Here is an 18,000-nt window from a genome sequence, read left to right as displayed (position 1 = left end):
ATGAAATTAGCAAAGCGAGTAGCTGCTTTAACACCATCTGCAACTTTAGAAATTACAGCAAAGGCACAAGCATTAAAAGCAGAAGGTCATGATGTAATTGGATTAGGGGCAGGAGAACCTGACTTTAATACGCCAGAACATATTATGGATGCTGCACATAAAGCGATGTTAGAAGGACATACGAAATATACACCAACAGGTGGGTTACAAGCGTTAAAACAAGAAATTGTGAAGAAGTTTACTCGCGATCAAGGAATTGCGTATGATCCGTCTGAAATTATTGTATGTAACGGTGCAAAGCATGCATTATATACATTATTCCAAGTGCTACTTGATGAAGGTGATGAAGTTATCATCCCTACGCCATACTGGGTAAGTTATCCGGAACAAGTAAAGCTTGCTGGTGGTAAGCCAGTTTATGTAGAAGGCCTTGAAGATAATGAATACAAAATTACAGCGAAGCAGCTGCGTGAGGCAATTACAGAGAAAACGAAAGCAGTTATTATTAATTCACCGAGCAATCCAACAGGAATGATTTACAGCAAAGAAGAATTACAACAGCTTGGAGAAGTATGTTTAGAACACAATATTTTAATCGTTTCAGATGAAATTTATGAGAAATTAATTTATGGTGGAGCAGAATATACTTCGGTTGCCCAGCTTTCTAATGCATTAAAAGAACAAACACTTATTATTAATGGTGTATCTAAATCTCATTCTATGACAGGATGGCGTATTGGATATGCAGCAGGAAATAAGCAGCTTATTAAAGCGATGACGAACTTAGCGAGTCATAGTACGTCAAACCCTACTTCAATCGCTCAATACGGCGCAATCGCGGCATATGCAGGCTCACAAGAACCTGTAGAAACAATGCGTCAAGCATTTGAAGAGAGATTAAACATTATTTATGATAAATTAATTCAAATCCCTGGCTTTACTTGCATTAAACCACAAGGTGCATTTTACTTATTCCCTAATGTAAAAGAAGCAGTAGCTTTATCAGGATACGAAACTGTTGATGATTGGGCAAAAGCTCTATTAGAAGAGGAAAAAGTAGCTCTTGTACCAGGTACAGGATTTGGTGCTCCAAATAACGTTCGTTTATCATATGCGACATCTCTTGAACAAGTGGAGAAAGCATTAGAACGTATTCACACGTTTATGAAAAGTAAAGTGCAAGCTTAATTGTATATTTTATTAATGTAATACAAAAACCTTCCTACATAATAGGGAGGTTTTTTTGACGAATTGTGGCAAAAAGAAATAGCGAAAGGTGTGTTATACTAGAGAGCGAGGTGTTTGGTGATGAAAAAGAAAATGATGTTACAGTGGTTTGAGCAGGGAAGCATCGCAATTCCAAAATTACTTATGATGCATTATAAAAAATTAGGGTTAAATGAAACGGAATTTATGGTTGTACTTCATGTACATACATTTTTAGAATCGGGCAATTCGTTTCCGACTCCGTCAGAGATTTCAGAACGGATGACGATTACCGAAATGAAATGTATGGAAGTAATTCAGGCATTGATTCAAAAAGGTTTTTTATCACTAGAAGGTGGACAAAAATCAGAAGCGATGATGTGTGAAAGTTATTCTTTACAACCGTTATGGGAAAAAATATTGCATTTCTTAATGAATGAATCAATAGAGGAAGAACAAAAAGAAATAAAGCAATTGCAAGTAAATTTATATACAGTATTTGAAAAAGAATTTGGAAGACCACTTTCTCCATTTGAATGTGAAACGTTGGGAATGTGGGAAGATCAAGATCAACATCATCCGAATTTAATTCAAGCGGCCCTCAGGGAAGCTGTAATGAGTGGTAAGCTTAATTTCCGATATATTGATCGTATTTTATTTGAATGGAAAAAGAATGGTATTAAAACAGTAGATCAAGCCCAAAACCAAGGACGGAAATTTAGAGCAAATCAACAACGAACGCAGCAAACGACAAAACAAGAGACGAAATTTACTGGAAAAGTGCCTTTTTATAATTGGTTGGAGCAGTAATGTAGGAGGAAGTATATGTTAAATAAAACGCAAATTCGCTATTGTTTAGACACAATGGCGGATATGTACCCAGAAGCACATTGTGAATTAATTCATGATAATCCATTTGAACTAGTAATCGCGGTAGCATTATCTGCACAATGTACAGATGCACTTGTAAATAAAGTGACGAAAAATTTATTTCAAAAATATAAAACACCAGAAGATTATTTAAGTGTTTCGCTAGAAGAATTACAACAAGATATACGTTCTATTGGTTTGTATAGAAATAAAGCAAAAAACATTCAAAAATTGTGCAGAATGTTATTAGATGATTACAATGGGGAAGTGCCGAAAGATCGAGATGAGCTTACGAAGTTACCAGGTGTAGGTCGGAAAACAGCAAACGTAGTTGTTTCGGTAGCGTTTGGTATTCCGGCAATTGCTGTTGATACGCATGTAGAAAGAGTGAGTAAACGGTTAGCGATTTGTAGATGGAAAGATTCGGTGTTAGAAGTAGAAAAGACATTAATGAAGAAAATTCCGATGGATGAATGGAGCGTTACACATCACCGTATGATTTTCTTTGGACGTTATCACTGTAAAGCGCAGCGACCACAATGTGAAGAGTGCCCTTTACTAGAAGTATGCCGAGAAGGAAAAAAGAGAATGAAGGGGAAATAAAGGATGGAGCGAGTTATAGAAATACCGAAAGAATTTCGATGCTTACCATTTTTTAAAGAAAGTATAAATTCGATTGTATATTATACAGAACAGTCTTTTGAAGAAACAATACAAAATACTTATTTTATATATGATATGGAAAGACAATATGAGCCGTGGAATGAAATTGAAAATAGTATTCCAGTACTATTGAATGTATGGAAAAGTAAGCATGAAGACATTGCGACACTATTTCGAAACAGAAATAAGCAAGAAGCTGAAGGCCCAATGATTCTTTTTGCAGCGCATTTGTTATCAATTGTATATTGGCTAAACGAGCAACCTGTTCATTGTTTGAACAAAATGGCAGATTACACGAGTAAGTTGGAAGTACAACCAGTTAATTTTATAGAGCGATATTCGTTCATTATAAAGAAACCGAATAATTATCATTCTTATATTCAGTTAGCGCAGTTGTATATTGAAATAGAAAAACTATATGTAAAGAAAATGATAACAAAAAAGAAGTCCTATTCTCGTTAAGAGAAAGGACTTCTTTTTTTGTATTAAGACTCTGTTGTAACAACATTTCCGTCTGCGTGAGGTGTATCTTCGCCGGTATTTTGTTGTTGTTGTTGTTGTTCTTGTTGTTTCTTAGCTTCTTCTTCAGCTTTTTTTCTAGCTTCCTCTTCAGCTTTCTTTTGAGCCTCTTCTTGCTGTTTACGTTGTTGTTCTTGTTGTTTCTTAGCTTCTTCTTCAGCTTTTTTTCTAGCTTCCTCTTCAGCTTTCTTTTGAGCTTCTTCTTGCTGTTTAAGCTGCTGCTCTTGTTGTTTCTTAGTTTCTTCTTCAGCTTTCTTCTTAGCTTCTTCTTGTTTTAGTTTATCTTCATTAGCCTTTTTCTGAGCTTCCTCATCAGCTTTTTTCTTAGCTTCTTCTTCAGCCTTCTTCTTAGCAGCCTCATCTTCAGCTTTCTTCGCGTCTGGAGTTCCTCCAGGCGCAGTGAAGGATGCACCAACGGCAGGGCTTGTTCCAGTACCTTTTTTCGCTACTACAGAGAAGCTGTAAGTAACGCCTGGTTTAATACCACCAAGAGTAGCTGTCGTACCTTTTATTGATAAACTACCACTTGAACCGTCAGTCGCTTTATAGCTTGCGGCATACGCATCAACTTCTGCTGGTCCAGACCAGTTTAGTGTAACTGTGCTAGCGCCATCGAAAGTGACATTAAGACCACTAGGTGCATCTACTTTAATTTGTTTCACTGCATCCTTTTTAGCGCCTTTTACGTACAATTCACCATTTAATTCTTGTACAGAAGAAGGGCGTTCGAAACGAGTTTTATCTGTAGCGAATTTACTCATCATTACTTGGAACATTTGCTGTGCAATTCTAGTATAACGATCACTAATGTAGTTTTCTGGGCCATTTTTTTCGTACCCAGTCCATACTGCCATTGTATATTGCGGTGTATATCCAGCGAACCAGCTATCTCTGTTTGCATCAGCTGGAATACCATATTCTTTTATAACGTCTGCATCAAAGTTTTGTGTTCCTGTTTTACCGGCAACATCAACACCTGAAACGTATGCTGTTGGACCAGTACCGCCAGAACCAGGTTTTACTACGTCACGAAGAACGTCAGTCACCATGTAAGCTGTGTAGTCTTGCATCGCACGTTGTTCTTTCGGTTTAAAACTTTTCTTTTTCCCATCTGGGAAGGTAACTTCTTTTACGAAGTGCGGTTTATTGTAGTTCCCACCATTACCAAAGGCTGCATATGCACCTGCTACTTGTAATGGAGAACTATCGTTACTACCAATTGCTGTTGATTCATATGTTTTGCCGTCTTTAAATGTCATACCTAAACCTTCAGCAAACGCTTGTGACTTAGGAAGACCAACCGCTTGAGCTGTCTTTAAAGCGGGAATGTTTAATGATTTTTTCAAAGCTTCACGTAGTGAAACGTCACCTTTGTAACTATTTGTTGCATTTCGTATTTTTTTCCCATCGGAATACGTATATTCTGAGTCATTTAATTGATGGTATGTAGACCATTGTAAATTCTCAATTGCTGGACCGTAGTCGAAAATTGGTTTCATTGTTGAACCAACTTGGCGTTTTAAATCAGTGGCCATATTATGACCTTTGAAAGTAGACTTACTTTCTTTACGCCCAGCTCCAATTGCTCGAACTTCTCCAGATTGTGTATCCATAAATACGAATGATCCTTGGAATTGATCGTTCGGATACTTAATAAGATTGCCATCCATAATTTTATCAGCATAATCTTGCGCATCTTGATCAAGTGTTGTATGAATCGTTAAACCATCTGAACCGATATTTACATCGGGATATTCTTTTTCAACTTCTTTTACAACAGCATCTAAAAATGCTTGATACTTCATCTCCGTTACTTCTGAAGATGGTTGAAGACCTTCAGTTACAGGGATTTTCGTTGCGTTATCCATCTCAGCTTTTGTTATATAACCATGTCGATTCATTAATGATAATACGACGTTTCGACGTTGTGTAGCTCTTTCAACGTTGTCTTTTTTTGTAGGATCATAAATATTAGGACCTTGGGGTAAACCTGCAAGCATTGCAGCTTCATGTAACTGTAAGTCTTTTAAATCTTTGTCATAATATTTTTTTGCTGCTGTTGCAATACCGTACGAACGGTTACCTAAGTTAATCTTATTTAAATACATTTCTAAAATTTCATGTTTAGAGTATTGTTGCTCTAATTTGTAAGATAGGTACCATTCTTGCACTTTTCTCTTTGCAGTTTTGTCCATCGTTAGAAAATAGTTTTTGACTACTTGTTGTGTAATCGTACTACCACCTTGAGATCCGAATCCCCCAGTGACATTTTCCATAACTGCTTTTGTAGTTCGTTTAAAATCAATTCCATTATGATCATAGAAACGTGAGTCCTCAGTTGCAAGGAATGCATTTTCAACTACTTTTGGAATTTGATCATACGTAACGTGGGTTCGTTTTTCAGCACCGTATTCATAGAAAAAGTTCCCATCTTTATCAAGAAACTTTGTTGATAAAGGATTGACGAGTTTTGATTTGTCTAATTTTGGAGCATCCTTCACCATAACAAAGAAAGCGGAAACGCCAGCTACAAGACCAACGATACCAAGAAGTAGACAACCTATAAGGAATTTTTTAAAAAAGGAGCCTTTTTTCTTTGGTTTTTTCTCTGTATTTGTTTCTTGCTTTTGATTTTTTACATGATTTCGTTCTGTACGAGAACGATAATTATCTGACATTATACTTTCTCCTACCTTTCATTCTCTCCCCAAAAGTCGAAAAAAGAGCCTTAGTGATGACTCTATCACGAAAAATAAACCGTGTCTAGTACACGGATATAATCAATCCGAGGGTGATAACCGCATGATAATAAAGATCCATGCTCTTCTATTTCTTCTTTCGTAATCGATTTTCTTCCACCTGTATTTTGACGATTCCAAAATGCAATAATATGTTTTGCATCTAATAAATAAAGTTCATCAAAAAGTGTAAATTTAATAATAACAAATGCAATTCCATTATGAGCGATTACTTGCTTCATATGCTCAATTTGATGAAGGTGGAAGTTTTGAAGTGGAAAACTCGTTTTATTTTTTGTTTCTTTCGCTTCAAAATCGATGTATTTCCCTTTATATACACCGTTGTAATCTGTTGTAGAAGGTTGTTTAAAATACGCTTCTTTTACCACTGCAGCACTTCGAGCGGGGTAATCTACTTTTACAATTTGAAGAGGTGTAGGTTTTTTATGTACGCATGCAATATTATGGGTTAAGTAATATTCATTCGTTTCATTCAATTCCTCTTCAAGGGACATACCTCTGTTACTATAAGTATGTTTTTTAATTGGTGTTTTATGAGGTTGTGAAGCTTGATTGTACCGTTTTCCATTTGGGTAACGAATGGTCATAGTGTGTCCACTCCCAACTTGCTAAGAATTACTTACAAAGGTGATTATAACAAAAAATGAAAAAAGATGTGACCTTTTTGCAGAAAGGTATGATGACTTATTCATGTTTACATGGAATGATTATGAAAAAATTAAACAATATCGTAAAAATACGGTCTGTACAGAGAAAGAAAAAACAATGGTTTACAACATGAAGAGGGAAATAGAAATAGCTAATATGGACAACATTTCTCGAACGCAGTGTTATCAAGAATATTATGTAAGAAATAGTGAAATTAGGTGGGCTTTTTTAGCGAGTATGGTCTCGAGAAATGCGGGGTGGAATATGACTGATTTACAAGGGAGGTATTATGCTACTGTTTTACCTCAAACAGTAAAAAAACATTTGTTTTTGACTTATGAAGAAGCGAATTGGATTATTTTTTTAGATGCATTTCCTCAGCTGTTGTTATACGAAGAAAGTAAGAGGAGGCAGATCCCACTATTCCATTTGTTACAATATTTTAACGTATCCATTTTTATGGAAAAAGAATGGATATATTTTTGGGAGAAAAAAGATATAAATAGACTTATGACAGCGCTTATTATAAATGAACAAAATAAAATTCAAAAACCAGTTATTGAGAATGCATACTTTAAAAAACATGTATTCCATACAGCCCTTTTTAAATTACAAGAAATGCTTCATATTAGTGCCGTTATATTCCCAACCGTTGAAGGGAAGGTGTATGGTTTTTCAGTTTATCAATTTGAAACGTTACAGAAGCGTATAGAACTAGGAAAGAAATTAGCAGCGTTACTGTTCCATCCGAATTACAAAAGTTTATTCCATAGATTTGTATCGCAAACGATACACACAGGATCAAGAGCAGATTATGAATGTTATGTAAGTGAAGCTAGAAAATCTTGTACACCAGCTCTTAGAGAAGTTTATCCTGCTGTTGCACATGATGAAATAAGTATGAGAGATTGGTTTTGTAGAGATACGGAAATAAATGAACTATTTTTACGAGAAGAGTATACGGGTGAAGTTGATATAACAGAATGGTATAAAAGAAAGAGGGAGCAAATCTATATTGCTTCCACCGTAAATCGTTTTGTTAAAAGGATAGATGAGTTCGTGATATAATAAAAAAGAAGTCCCGTCTTCATAAATGAAGACGGGACTTCTTAATGTGAAGTAACCCTACTATGCGTGGTAAACATTTAATCTCAAAACGTAATGAATATAAGAGATTAAAGAAGTTTCACTTTATGTAGCAGGGAAGTTTGGACCATCTAATTTTGGATTGCCAGTTTCGGGTTTATTTTGTTTATTTTGTTTTTTCTTTTTTTCGTTTTTGTTCTTTGCCATTTTCATGCACCTCCTTTTTGTATTGTTACCATTTCTATAAATGACATACAAAATGATTTCTTTGACGAATAACAACTAGTTTTGTCATGTGGGCAGGAGTGAAGAATCATTCGGCGAAATTACATGACAAAGGAAAAGCAAAGAAGGAGGCGTTTTGTATATGGCGATGGTTCAGAAGGAAGATGTAATGAAAACAATGGATCAAATGTTAAGTTCTCTCGATTTGCTGGAAATGAATATAGGGATTAGAATGAATCATGCATTAAAGGATAAGAGTGAAAAAATATGCAACAAGATAGAAATAACAGAAATGCATATTGAGCATATGGAAAATAAATTAGTGCATCACGAAGAAAAAGGGAATTGGGTGAAGGCATTTCAAAACGTCGTAGTGAGTGCATAATAAGGTGGGAATAAAATGAAGTATGAAGCATTAATACAGTCTTCGGAAAAACTTATGCAACATAATAATGAAGCGAATGTGAAAAAAAGAGAAATGATTGAATACGATTTTTATAAGGATATGAAACCGTTTGTAGATATGGTAGATGAGGAATTAAAAGTGTGGAAAGAATTAGCTTATGAATGGATTAAGGAAGAAAAACCGAAGTATATACATGTACAGCAAATTGATCAAGTGTACGATAATTTACAAACAAATGTGTTGCAATGCTTTGTAAATAAAGGTAAAGGTAAGCGATTCTTTGAAACGCATCAAGCCATTTCGTATACTTTGCAAAATATAATTGAGCAATGTAAGTAACAAGAGGGAAAACCCTCTTGTTTTTTATGCTTCTGTCACTGTTGTAGGTTTTGTTGCCCCGTTTATTTCTAGTTCTTTTATTACTGTTCGGTAATCTGAAATACATATTTTCCCTTCGAGATACCAATGTCTCGCAAAGTCTAACAATTCATTTACATTCTCTGTGTAATACCCCTTTTTTTGAGAAAACGCTTGTTTTAAATCCCCTAATACCATGTTGATTCCTCCCCCATGAGAATCTTCTTCTTTTTTATCATAGCATGGAAGGGTTTTCTTTTATAATTTTTTAAAAATTTAAACTTCCGACAAAAATAGACAGATACTCCGTCACACAAATTATTTTACAAGTACATATTATATATGTAGAAACTTATGTGAAGGAGGAGAGAATGCATGTTTCAACAATCTAACGTATATCAGCAATCTAATCCATATGCACAGCAAAATATGTACCAATATAATACGGATACATATTTACGTTATAATATGTATCCTTTCGAGCCTCATTATGGAAATCAAAATTATTACCAGCCATTTGAAGTATCGTTTATGAATCAACCGCAGCAACCGTATATGAATCAACAACCGCAACCTTATATAAATTCACAATACTATATGCCACCACCATCTCCCTATGGCAATCAACAAGCGATGTTTTATCCACCAAAACAACCGTATCCGACACAAAATAAACAAAAGCAACAGCAGCAACCAAGTCAATTTTCTAGTTTTGTTTCCCAATTTAAAAATTCAGATGGTAACTATGATGTAAATAAAATGATGAATACAGCTGGACAAATGATGAATGCGATGAATCAAGTGACAGGTATTGTAAAGCAAGTGGGAGGCTTTTTTGGTAAGTAATGTCGAAGGTTTGTCTATAAAAAGCATTGGATAGAAAATCAAAGACTAGACAAATTTCCTTAGAATAAATGGGTATATATAACAAGCGGCTTACCCTCTTTTCTCATACTGTAAAGTGTAATCAGATTTTTTTATGAGAGAGGAGAGAAAAACTATGCATCATTGTCATCCTTGCTTTGGAGGGCATAAGCCTACAGGACCTATTTGTACAACTGCTCCTGTCATTCATCCGACGAAACAATGCGTAACACATTCTTTTTCAACAACGGTGGTGCCACACATTTTCCCGACGCATACAACACATGTACATCATCAACAAATTAAAAACCAAAACTTCTTCCCGCAAACAAATTCAAATGTAAATGTTGTGGACCCAATCGATCCAGGATTCGGCGGATGTGGACCATGTGGCCATGGTCATCACCACCACCACCACGGTCATCAAATATCCCCATTCGGACCAGGACCGAATGTATCGCCGTTTGGACCAGGACCAAATGTATCACCATTTTTACCAAACAATGTATCACCAGTAGGTCCGAATATTGGACCAAACGTTGGTGGAATATTTAAAAAGTAAATGATATGTTAGAACTAGCGAAATGCTAGTTCTTTTTTTGTAATTGGAGTGTTGATATGAAAGTGATTGCAGTAACAGGCTATAAGCCTTTTGAACTTGGAATATTTAAAAATGATCATCCAGGAGTAGAATGTATAAAAAAGGCGTTGCGTCGTAAATTAATTGCTTTTGTAGAAGATGGTTTAGAGTGGGTTATAATAAGTGGCCAGTTAGGTGTAGAATTATGGGCTGCTGAAGTTGTTTTTGAAATACAAGTAGAATATCCAGATTTAAAATTAGCGGTATTTACTCCATTTTTAGAACAAGAAGAAGGTTGGAAGGAAGATAACCGTGAATATTACGAGTTTATTCTCTCTCAAGCAGACCATGTTGATAGTATCACGAAACGTAAGTACGAAAGCCCAGAGCAATTTAAATTAAAAAATCAATTTTTTATTGAAAAAAGTGATGCGCTTTTAGCTGTATATGATGAAGAAAAACCAGGGAGTCCTAAATATATTGTAGAAGCAGCAAAGAAAAAAGGAGAAATAGAAAATTATCACAGTTATTTCATTCTTTTTTCCGATTTACAAGATATAATAGAAGAGGAACAGTGGAATAATGCTGAGTAATATGTAATATAGTACTCGTATATATGATTGACAAAAAGCATTGTTTCTGAAAAAATTTAGTTAATGAAAGTTTTGGCAAAAATTTGAGGTGAAGAAAATGATTTCGGATAAAATTAAATTAACGGCGAAAGATATTTTAGAAAAAGAATTTAAAACAGGTATGAGAGGTTATCAACAAGAAGAAGTAGACAAGTTTCTTGATATGATCATTAAAGATTATGAAGCTTTTCACAAGGAATTTGAACAATTAAAGCAACAAAATGCTCGTTTAAAGCGTGAATTAGAAGAGCAAAAGCTAGCAGCAACGCAAGTTCCACAACAACCAGTTGTACAAACACCAGTTGCACAACCAGTATATAACAACACGAATACGGACATTTTAAAACGTTTATCGAATTTAGAAAAAGCTGTATTTGGAAGTAAGTTATACGAATAATTTCTGGTGATAAAAAGGTTACAGCATTTTACATAGAAAAAAACATTGCAAAATCTTTTTGTTTCCACTATACTAATGGATGTCATAACGTTTGGGTAATCGCTGCAACGCCAACGTTGTAGAGGAAAGTCCATGCTCGCACGGCCTGAGATGGCTGTAGTGTTCGTGCCTAGCCAATTCATAAGCTAGGGTATTCTGGCTGTAAGGCTGGTTTAACGGCAGGGAAAAAACCTAAGTCCTTTCGGATATGGTTTGACTACCTTTAAAGTGCCACAGTGACGAAGTCCTTGAAGAAATGATAGGAGTGGAACGAGGTAAACCCCACGAGCGAGAAACCCAAATAATGGTAGGGGAATCTTTTCCAAGGAAATGAACGATGGGAAAGGACAGGTTGTATAACCTGTAGATAGATGATTGCCACCGGAGTACGAGGCGTGGGCCGTTTGCAGTACAAAGGAACAGAACATGGCTTACAGAACGTTATGAACCAACTATGAAATAACTCAGCTCTCCTTTGTTAGAGGAGGGCTTTTTATTTGTATGAAGTTATATATTATGAGTTAAAATGGTTAATGAGAAAATTCTTCGTAAAATGTAATAATTAATAGAAGAAATGTCTATTAATTATTGTTTGAATATACATAAGAGGTGAATGCAAATGGGAAAAGTTACTTTAATCGCAACAGCGGCAATGGGTATTGAAGCTTTAGTTGCCCGAGAAGTTCGTGATCTTGGTTATGAATGCCAAGTAGAAAACAGCAAAGTAACATTTGAAGCAGATGAAAAGGCGATTTGTCGCACGAATTTATGGTTACGTACTGCGGACCGTGTGAAAATTAAAGTTGGCGAATTTAAAGCGACAACATTTGATGAGCTGTTTGAGAAAACGAAAGCATTAAACTGGGGAGATTATATTCCAGAAAACGGTGAGTTCCCTGTTATCGGTAAATCTTTAAAATCTGAGTTATTCAGTGTTTCGGATTGCCAACGTATCGTTAAAAAGGCTGTCGTTGAAAAATTAAAAACAACATATAAACGTACAACTTGGTTTGAAGAAGATGGCCCGTTATTCCGTATTGAGATTGCAATGTTAAAAGATATCGCAACATTAACAATCGATGCGAGCGGTGTTGGACTTCATAAACGTGGATATCGTGTGGATCAAGGGGAAGCTCCTTTAAAAGAAACATTAGCTGCGTCTTTAATTAAATTAACAAACTGGAAGCCAGATCGTCCTTTCGTGGATCCTTTCTGTGGATCAGGTACAATTCCGATTGAAGCAGCATTAATTGGACAAAATATCGCACCAGGTTTTAACCGTGGTTTTGCATCGGATGAGTGGGGCTGGGTTGGTAAACAAAACTGGCGTGAAGCTCGTCAAGAAGCAGAAGATTTAGCGAACTATGATCAACCATTGCAAATCATTGGATCAGATATTGATCATCGTATGATCCGTGTTGCTCAAGATAATGCAGAAGAAGTCGGTTTAGGCGATTTAATTACATTTAAACAAATGCAAGTAAAAGATTTCACAACAAAAGAGGATTATGGCTATGTTGTAACGAATCCTCCATACGGAGAACGTTTAAGTGAAAAAGCACTTGTTGAACAACTATATAAAGAAATGGGACAAGTATTCCGTCCATTAGACACATGGTCGGCATATGTATTAACAAGTTACGAAGCATTTGAGAAGTGCTACGGAAAAGATGCATCGAAGAAACGTAAACTGTTTAACGGATTTATCCGTACAGATTACTACCAATACTTTGGAAAACGTCCACCTCGTAATTCATAGTATAAAACTCCTCCAGCGCGCATATACTGGCTATTATGTAATGCGTAAAGGAGGAACTGATATGGATAGTTTCCAATTATCAATGATTCAAAAAGCTATTCACCGTACGTATGATGAGCTCGGAAAAGAAGTGGATAGCCAAGGTGCGATTGTAGATGAAATACAAAAAGCACAAGAAGAATATTTGTCAGCTCTTTCACATGAAACAGCGATTGATAAACGGTATTTAAAGTCATTAATATAGAAGAAAATTTTCCTTTTTCGAAAGGAAAATTTTTTTTCGTGTATTTCTATGTATTGCAACAGGGGAAAGTGGCTGCACACATATGAGTAGCAGTTGCTATATCTTTTATAGAAAAACTTTTTGGTTGGAGGCTAAGGATGTTTACTGAGAAGAGATTACCATTTGAAGTAGGGAAACAAGACAATTTTTATGATAAGTTGAATGAGTGGATTGGAGATGTGTTTTACGACATCCTTCCGGAAAAAGGCTTTGAAGAGCGTGATGAACAAATTTTTATGGCATTTCAATTAGAGCGTGCTTTTCAAGAAAAGAAAGTTATGTTCGCAGAAGCTGGTGTAGGAACCGGGAAAACAATTGTATATCTTCTATATGCAATTTGTTATGCACGTTATACTGGAAAGCCAGCGATTATCGCTTGTGCAGATGAAACGTTAATTGAGCAGCTTGTGAAAGAAGAAGGGGACATTGCTAAATTATCTGAGGCATTAGGCTTATCGGTAGATGTAAGACTTGCGAAATCAATGGATAATTATTTATGTTTACGTAAACTTGAAGATGTTATGAGTGGACGAGCTCCAGAAGTAATTGAAGATGTGTACTACGAATTACCGCAGTTTGTATTTGACCATGGTACGATGCAAAACTTTACTCACTATGGTGACCGAAAAGAATTTCCGCTTTTAAATGACGAGGAATGGTCAAAAGTAAATTGGGATTACTTCCAAGATTGCTTCACTTGTGATTCTCGACATCGTTGCGGGCAAACTCTATCACGTGAACATTATCGTAAAGCAGCAGATTTAATTATTTGTTCTCAAGATTTCTATATGGATCATATTTGGACGTACGATGCTCGTAAGCGTGAAGGACAAATTCCGTTATTACCAGAAAGTAGTTGTGTTGTATTTGATGAAGGACATCTTGTAGAATATGCAGCTCAAAAAGCTTTAACATATCGTTTAAAGCAAACGATGATGGAGCAACTTTTAACGAGATTATTACAAAATGATATTCGCGAGGAGTTTGCGCATTTAGTAGAAGAAACAATTTGGCAAACAGAGCGATTCTTTGATGTGTTACAAGAGAATAAAAAAGAAATTGCTGGTTCTGATCGTTTAGAAATTACTGTGACAGAAAAAGTAACGGCTGAAGCGAAGCGACTTTATGCGAAAATTGGTGAAGTCGGTGATGCATTAGTATTTGAAAGTGAAATGCATACAGTAAACACGTATGATTTAAATATCGTTGATGAACATTTAGATGTATTAGAGCATTCACTTCGTCTGTTTATGCACGAGAAAAATGTAATTACATGGGGTGAAGAAGGTGATGGAGCTTTCACGTTAGTAATTATGCCGCGTGCAGTTGAAGAAGTATTACAAGAGAAAGTATTCTCGAAGAAAATCCCGTATATTTTCTCTTCTGCTACATTATCTAACAACGATTCATTCGCATTTACAGCAAATAGCTTAGGGGTAAAAGATTACTTATCATTCTCAGTTGCCTCCCCGTTTGATTACGAAGAGCAAATGGCAGTAAACTTACTATCTCATACGAAAGAAAATGAATGGGAAAGAAAGTGTCAATATACACTTGAAAATATACAAAAAACAAATGGACGTACACTTGTATTATTCCGTACAACGCAAGAACTTGCAGCGTTTAAAGAATATGTAAGTAAAGAACAAATGTCAGTTCCGTTCCTATATGAAGGGGACCAAGAAATTAGTCAGCTTGTTTCTCGTTTCCAAAATGAAGAAGAGACTGTACTTTGTGCCGTTCATTTATGGGAAGGTTTAGATATTCCTGGTTCATCATTATCACATGTTATTATTTGGTCATTACCATTCCCTCCAAACGATCCTGTGTTTGAAGCGAAGCGTAAGCACGTAAATGATCCATTCTGGGATGTAGATGTACCATATATGATTTTACGTCTTCGTCAAGGGATTGGCCGTTTAATTCGTACGAGCGAAGATAAAGGTGCTATATCAATCTTCTTATCTGATACAGAAGATGAGAAAGTGGTAGAAGCAGTGAAAAACGTACTACCAGTAGAAGGTAAAGAATTATAAGGAGAAAGCTTGGCGCTTGCCAAGCTTTTTTTCTATTATAAAAGGAATTTAGATTTTCATGTCGAATTAAGTTTGAGGTAGAAAAAGGAGGTTTTTATATAATGACAGTAGCTACATATGAAGTAGAAAAACAGTTTTTAACATATGTGAAGAAGATACAAAATTACGGAGAAGCATTAAGCTTAATGTTTTGGGACTTGAGAACAGGGGCGCCTAAAAAAGGTGTAGACCAGCGTTCAGAAGTAATTGGCATGCTTTCATCAGAAGTATTCGCCATGTCGACCTCAGATGAGATGGGGAACTATTTAACAGAGCTTGAAACTTTAATAAGTGAAGACAAACTTTCTGAAACGACGAAGAAAATGGTGGAAGAGTGTCGTAAAGAATATGATAGAAATAAGAAAATTCCACAAGCGGAATATGAAGCGTATGTGAAATTAGAAGCGAAAGCAGAAAGTGTGTGGGAAGAAGCTCGCGAAAAATCTGATTTCGAAATGTTCCGTCCGTATTTAGAACAAATCGTTGAATTTAAAAAGAAATTTATTACATATTGGGGTTATGAAACATATAAATATAATACATTATTAGATATGTATGAGCCGGGCATTACAGTAGAAGTGTTAGACCACGTATTTGGTCAACTTCGTGAGCGTATCGTACCGCTCGTAAAAGAAATATCGGATTCGCAAAAGAGATTAAAGACAAGTGCTTTATCAGAACATTTTTCAAAAGAAAAACAAAAAAACTTTACATTAGAGCTATTAAAGCAATTAAATTATGACTTTGAAGCAGGTCGTCTTGATGAAACGGTACATCCATTTGAGATCACATTAAATAGAGGGGATGTTCGTATTACGACACGCTATGACGAAAAAGATTTCCGTATGGCTGTGTTTGGCACAATTCATGAATGTGGTCATGCTGTATATGAACAAAATATTGCAGAGAAATTTGAAGGTACACCGCTATGTAGTGGGACATCTATGGGTATTCATGAGTCACAATCATTATTCTTTGAGAACTTTATCGGTCGTAATAAATCATTCTGGAAGAAAAATTATGATTTATTAAAAGAGTATAGCGATGGTCAATTCAATGATATATCAGTAGATGAGTTTTATGATGCAATAAATGAATCGAAGCCTTCATTTATTCGCATAGAAGCAGATGAGCTTACATATCCGCTTCACGTTATGGTTCGTTATGAACTTGAGAAAGAGTTATTTGATGGCACATTACAAGTGAAGGATTTACCAGCGGCTTGGAACGATAAAATGGAAGCATATTTAGGAATTCGTCCGGCTAACGATGCACAAGGCGTATTACAAGATGTTCACTGGGCTGGTGGTTCATTTGGATACTTCCCATCTTATGCGCTTGGTTATATGTATGCAGCGCAATTTAAGCAAAGAATGGTAAAAGACATTCCGAATTTTGATGCATTATTAGAAGAAGGAAACGTAACGCCAATTCGTGAATGGTTAACAGAAAACATTCACCAATACGGTAAAACGAAAAAGCCACTTGAAATTTTAGAAGATGTAACAGGTGAAGGATTGAATGCAAATTACTTAGCAGATTATTTAGAAGCGAAGTATAGAGAGATTTACGAGTTATAAAAAAGGGCTGCTTATGAAGTGACCCCTAAAAGTTAGACACAGTTATTTCATTAGGCAGCTTGATAAAAGTGAGTCCGGTATTGTACCGGGCTCATTTTTAATTTTGCCTTAATCCGTTTCATATTATAATAATCTATATATTTTTTTAATTCTATTTTAAAATGATCTACACTTTCAAACTCTTTTATATAGAGGAACTCCGACTTCATAATCCCAAAGAAATTCTCTATTACTGCGTTGTCGTAACAGTTACCTTTTCGAGACATACTCTGTACGATCCCCCTTGATTCAAGTGTACGGACGTATTGTCTCATTTGATAATGCCATCCTTGATCCGAATGCATCAGTAGTTGGTGGTTTTCAGGTAAACGTTCTAATGCCTTCTCTAACATCTCTGAAACAAGTGAATACGTCGGTCTAGAACCAATTGTATAGGTAATAATTTCACCATTATACAAGTCTAATACAGGTGATACATACAGTTTTTCTCCAAACAATTTAAACTCCGTGATGTCCGTTACCCATTTTTGATTCGGGGCATCTGTGTAGAAATTACGCTCTAAAATATTAGGTGCAATTTTACCGACTTTTCCTTTATAGGATTTATATTTCTTCATACGCACAACACACTTTAATCCAAGCTCTTTCATAATGCGCTGAATCTTCTTGTGATTCACTTTCTGACCACGATTCATTAATTCATCACGAATGCGACGGTAGCCATAACGACCTTCATTTTCCTCATAAATCGCTTTAATTTCAGCTTTCAAATCGGCATCTTGATCCGGACGATTCATTTTCTTTACTAAATCATAATACGTACTCCGTGGAATACCAGCTAGCTCCACGAGTGCCTTCACCGAATATTTATGCCTTAATTCATAGACTACTTGTGCCTTGTCTTGTTTCGTGATTTTTCCTTGTTTTGAACTAAGGCATTCAACTTTTTTAAGTACTCATTTTCCATTTCAAGCTGTTGAATACGTGCTTCAAGTGCTTCGACTGACCCTTCAGCTAAAGCTTGTTTTACTTGTTTATTTGAATCTTTTTTC

The 18,000-nt window shown here is 35.7% G+C and carries 19 protein-coding genes, 1 other RNA gene and 1 pseudogene; 16 read left to right on the top strand and 5 right to left on the bottom strand.

Translation table 11 applies throughout. From position 1 onward, the window contains the following. From aspB to ACTFNE_RS15240, 4 genes are all read left to right on the top strand, one after another. Window positions 1–1,188 (top strand): aspartate transaminase AspB, encoded by a 1,188-nt coding sequence (gene aspB / locus ACTFNE_RS15255; protein ID WP_000761548.1) that lies wholly within the window; start codon window positions 1–3, stop codon window positions 1,186–1,188. A gap of 120 nt (window positions 1,189–1,308) precedes the next feature. Beyond that, window positions 1,309–2,016: a DNA replication protein DnaD gene (dnaD, locus tag ACTFNE_RS15250; protein WP_000728540.1), complete on the top strand. Its 708-nt coding sequence runs from the start codon at window positions 1,309–1,311 to the stop codon at window positions 2,014–2,016. Between the two features lie 15 nt (window positions 2,017–2,031). After that, window positions 2,032–2,679 (top strand): endonuclease III, encoded by a 648-nt coding sequence (gene nth / locus ACTFNE_RS15245; protein ID WP_000933025.1) that lies wholly within the window; start codon window positions 2,032–2,034, stop codon window positions 2,677–2,679. Between the two features lie 3 nt (window positions 2,680–2,682). After that, the gene (locus tag ACTFNE_RS15240) at window positions 2,683–3,201 is read left to right on the top strand and encodes a YpoC family protein (protein ID WP_000442667.1); all 519 of its coding nucleotides are present in this window, start codon (window positions 2,683–2,685) and stop codon (window positions 3,199–3,201) included. Between the two features lie 23 nt (window positions 3,202–3,224). On the opposite strand, the gene ACTFNE_RS15235 is transcribed toward ACTFNE_RS15240, so the two are convergent. Both ACTFNE_RS15235 and recU read right to left on the bottom strand, forming a co-directional pair. Continuing rightward, window positions 3,225–5,936 carry a PBP1A family penicillin-binding protein gene (locus ACTFNE_RS15235; RefSeq protein ID WP_270706044.1) on the bottom strand — a complete coding sequence of 904 codons (2,712 nt, stop codon included), beginning with the start codon at window positions 5,934–5,936 and terminating at the stop codon, window positions 3,225–3,227. A gap of 65 nt (window positions 5,937–6,001) precedes the next feature. Further along, on the bottom strand, window positions 6,002–6,604 hold the full coding sequence (recU, locus tag ACTFNE_RS15230; RefSeq protein WP_000155592.1) for a Holliday junction resolvase RecU: 603 nt from the start codon (window positions 6,602–6,604) through the stop codon (window positions 6,002–6,004). A 103-nt stretch (window positions 6,605–6,707) separates the two neighbouring features. Between recU and ACTFNE_RS15225 the strand changes: the two genes are divergently transcribed. After that, entirely contained in the window at window positions 6,708–7,733 is a 1,026-nt protein-coding gene (locus ACTFNE_RS15225) for a DUF2515 domain-containing protein (RefSeq protein WP_270706045.1), read from the top strand. A 123-nt stretch (window positions 7,734–7,856) separates the two neighbouring features. Here ACTFNE_RS15225 and ACTFNE_RS15220 read toward each other — a convergent pair whose 3' ends face one another. Further along, window positions 7,857–8,033, bottom strand: coding sequence for a hypothetical protein (locus ACTFNE_RS15220; protein WP_001982922.1), 177 nt, complete (start codon window positions 8,031–8,033; stop codon window positions 7,857–7,859). An 85-nt stretch (window positions 8,034–8,118) separates the two neighbouring features. Here ACTFNE_RS15220 and ACTFNE_RS15215 point away from each other — a divergent pair, with 85 nt between their 5' ends. Together ACTFNE_RS15215 and ACTFNE_RS15210 are read left to right on the top strand one after the other, a co-directional pair. Next, the gene (locus tag ACTFNE_RS15215) at window positions 8,119–8,361 is read left to right on the top strand and encodes a hypothetical protein (RefSeq protein ID WP_001252039.1); all 243 of its coding nucleotides are present in this window, start codon (window positions 8,119–8,121) and stop codon (window positions 8,359–8,361) included. 15 nt (window positions 8,362–8,376) lie between these two features. Further along, window positions 8,377–8,721: a YppE family protein gene (locus ACTFNE_RS15210; protein WP_000872959.1), complete on the top strand. Its 345-nt coding sequence runs from the start codon at window positions 8,377–8,379 to the stop codon at window positions 8,719–8,721. A gap of 24 nt (window positions 8,722–8,745) precedes the next feature. Here ACTFNE_RS15210 and ACTFNE_RS15205 read toward each other — a convergent pair whose 3' ends face one another. Beyond that, window positions 8,746–8,937 (bottom strand): YppF family protein, encoded by a 192-nt coding sequence (locus tag ACTFNE_RS15205; RefSeq protein WP_000242664.1) that lies wholly within the window; start codon window positions 8,935–8,937, stop codon window positions 8,746–8,748. Between the two features lie 177 nt (window positions 8,938–9,114). Between ACTFNE_RS15205 and ACTFNE_RS15200 the strand changes: the two genes are divergently transcribed. From ACTFNE_RS15200 to ypwA, 9 genes are all read left to right on the top strand, one after another. Then, window positions 9,115–9,585: a YppG family protein gene (locus ACTFNE_RS15200; protein ID WP_000487707.1), complete on the top strand. Its 471-nt coding sequence runs from the start codon at window positions 9,115–9,117 to the stop codon at window positions 9,583–9,585. 154 nt (window positions 9,586–9,739) lie between these two features. Further along, on the top strand, window positions 9,740–10,165 hold the full coding sequence (locus ACTFNE_RS15195) for a CotD family spore coat protein (protein WP_000546265.1): 426 nt from the start codon (window positions 9,740–9,742) through the stop codon (window positions 10,163–10,165). Between the two features lie 56 nt (window positions 10,166–10,221). Continuing rightward, window positions 10,222–10,776 (top strand): DUF1273 domain-containing protein, encoded by a 555-nt coding sequence (locus ACTFNE_RS15190; RefSeq protein ID WP_000862920.1) that lies wholly within the window; start codon window positions 10,222–10,224, stop codon window positions 10,774–10,776. 97 nt (window positions 10,777–10,873) lie between these two features. After that, on the top strand, window positions 10,874–11,212 hold the full coding sequence (gpsB, locus tag ACTFNE_RS15185) for a cell division regulator GpsB (RefSeq protein ID WP_000622430.1): 339 nt from the start codon (window positions 10,874–10,876) through the stop codon (window positions 11,210–11,212). Between the two features lie 87 nt (window positions 11,213–11,299). Beyond that, window positions 11,300–11,690: RNase P RNA component class B (gene rnpB / locus ACTFNE_RS15180), an RNA gene on the top strand. Window positions 11,691–11,870: 180 nt separating this feature from the next. Then, the gene (locus ACTFNE_RS15175; protein ID WP_000521234.1) at window positions 11,871–13,010 is read left to right on the top strand and encodes a THUMP domain-containing class I SAM-dependent RNA methyltransferase; all 1,140 of its coding nucleotides are present in this window, start codon (window positions 11,871–11,873) and stop codon (window positions 13,008–13,010) included. Between the two features lie 61 nt (window positions 13,011–13,071). Next, window positions 13,072–13,254 (top strand): DUF3921 domain-containing protein, encoded by a 183-nt coding sequence (locus ACTFNE_RS15170; RefSeq protein ID WP_000376895.1) that lies wholly within the window; start codon window positions 13,072–13,074, stop codon window positions 13,252–13,254. A gap of 137 nt (window positions 13,255–13,391) precedes the next feature. Then, window positions 13,392–15,329 (top strand): ATP-dependent DNA helicase, encoded by a 1,938-nt coding sequence (locus ACTFNE_RS15165; RefSeq protein ID WP_000493701.1) that lies wholly within the window; start codon window positions 13,392–13,394, stop codon window positions 15,327–15,329. A 101-nt stretch (window positions 15,330–15,430) separates the two neighbouring features. Further along, on the top strand, window positions 15,431–16,948 hold the full coding sequence (gene ypwA / locus ACTFNE_RS15160) for a carboxypeptidase (RefSeq protein WP_270706046.1): 1,518 nt from the start codon (window positions 15,431–15,433) through the stop codon (window positions 16,946–16,948). Window positions 16,949–16,998: 50 nt separating this feature from the next. Here the strand turns inward: ypwA and ACTFNE_RS15155 are convergent. Then, window positions 16,999–18,000, bottom strand: a pseudogene (locus tag ACTFNE_RS15155) (IS3 family transposase); the annotation flags it as partial.

The sequence above is a fragment of the Bacillus cereus group sp. MYBKT111-2 genome, assembly GCF_051915205.1.
Lineage (GTDB): Bacteria > Bacillota > Bacilli > Bacillales > Bacillaceae_G > Bacillus_A > Bacillus_A paranthracis.
The sequence above is the reverse complement of the archived record's forward strand: the minus strand, read 5'-3'. Positions and strand labels throughout refer to the sequence as shown.

Coding starts and splice junctions, on each gene's coding strand:
- ACTFNE_RS15240 (WP_000442667.1), top strand. CDS start 2,683: ATGGAGCGAGTTATAGAAATACCGAAAGAATTTCGATGCTTACCATTT.
- ACTFNE_RS15200 (WP_000487707.1), top strand. CDS start 9,115: ATGTTTCAACAATCTAACGTATATCAGCAATCTAATCCATATGCACAG.
- aspB (WP_000761548.1), top strand. CDS start 1: ATGAAATTAGCAAAGCGAGTAGCTGCTTTAACACCATCTGCAACTTTA.
- recU (WP_000155592.1), bottom strand. CDS start 6,604: ATGACCATTCGTTACCCAAATGGAAAACGGTACAATCAAGCTTCACAA.
- ACTFNE_RS15225 (WP_270706045.1), top strand. CDS start 6,708: ATGTTTACATGGAATGATTATGAAAAAATTAAACAATATCGTAAAAAT.
- ACTFNE_RS15195 (WP_000546265.1), top strand. CDS start 9,740: ATGCATCATTGTCATCCTTGCTTTGGAGGGCATAAGCCTACAGGACCT.
- ACTFNE_RS15165 (WP_000493701.1), top strand. CDS start 13,392: ATGTTTACTGAGAAGAGATTACCATTTGAAGTAGGGAAACAAGACAAT.
- ACTFNE_RS15170 (WP_000376895.1), top strand. CDS start 13,072: ATGGATAGTTTCCAATTATCAATGATTCAAAAAGCTATTCACCGTACG.
- ACTFNE_RS15215 (WP_001252039.1), top strand. CDS start 8,119: ATGGCGATGGTTCAGAAGGAAGATGTAATGAAAACAATGGATCAAATG.
- ACTFNE_RS15190 (WP_000862920.1), top strand. CDS start 10,222: ATGAAAGTGATTGCAGTAACAGGCTATAAGCCTTTTGAACTTGGAATA.
- gpsB (WP_000622430.1), top strand. CDS start 10,874: ATGATTTCGGATAAAATTAAATTAACGGCGAAAGATATTTTAGAAAAA.
- ACTFNE_RS15205 (WP_000242664.1), bottom strand. CDS start 8,937: ATGGTATTAGGGGATTTAAAACAAGCGTTTTCTCAAAAAAAGGGGTAT.
- ypwA (WP_270706046.1), top strand. CDS start 15,431: ATGACAGTAGCTACATATGAAGTAGAAAAACAGTTTTTAACATATGTG.
- nth (WP_000933025.1), top strand. CDS start 2,032: ATGTTAAATAAAACGCAAATTCGCTATTGTTTAGACACAATGGCGGAT.
- ACTFNE_RS15175 (WP_000521234.1), top strand. CDS start 11,871: ATGGGAAAAGTTACTTTAATCGCAACAGCGGCAATGGGTATTGAAGCT.
- ACTFNE_RS15235 (WP_270706044.1), bottom strand. CDS start 5,936: ATGTCAGATAATTATCGTTCTCGTACAGAACGAAATCATGTAAAAAAT.
- ACTFNE_RS15210 (WP_000872959.1), top strand. CDS start 8,377: ATGAAGTATGAAGCATTAATACAGTCTTCGGAAAAACTTATGCAACAT.
- dnaD (WP_000728540.1), top strand. CDS start 1,309: ATGAAAAAGAAAATGATGTTACAGTGGTTTGAGCAGGGAAGCATCGCA.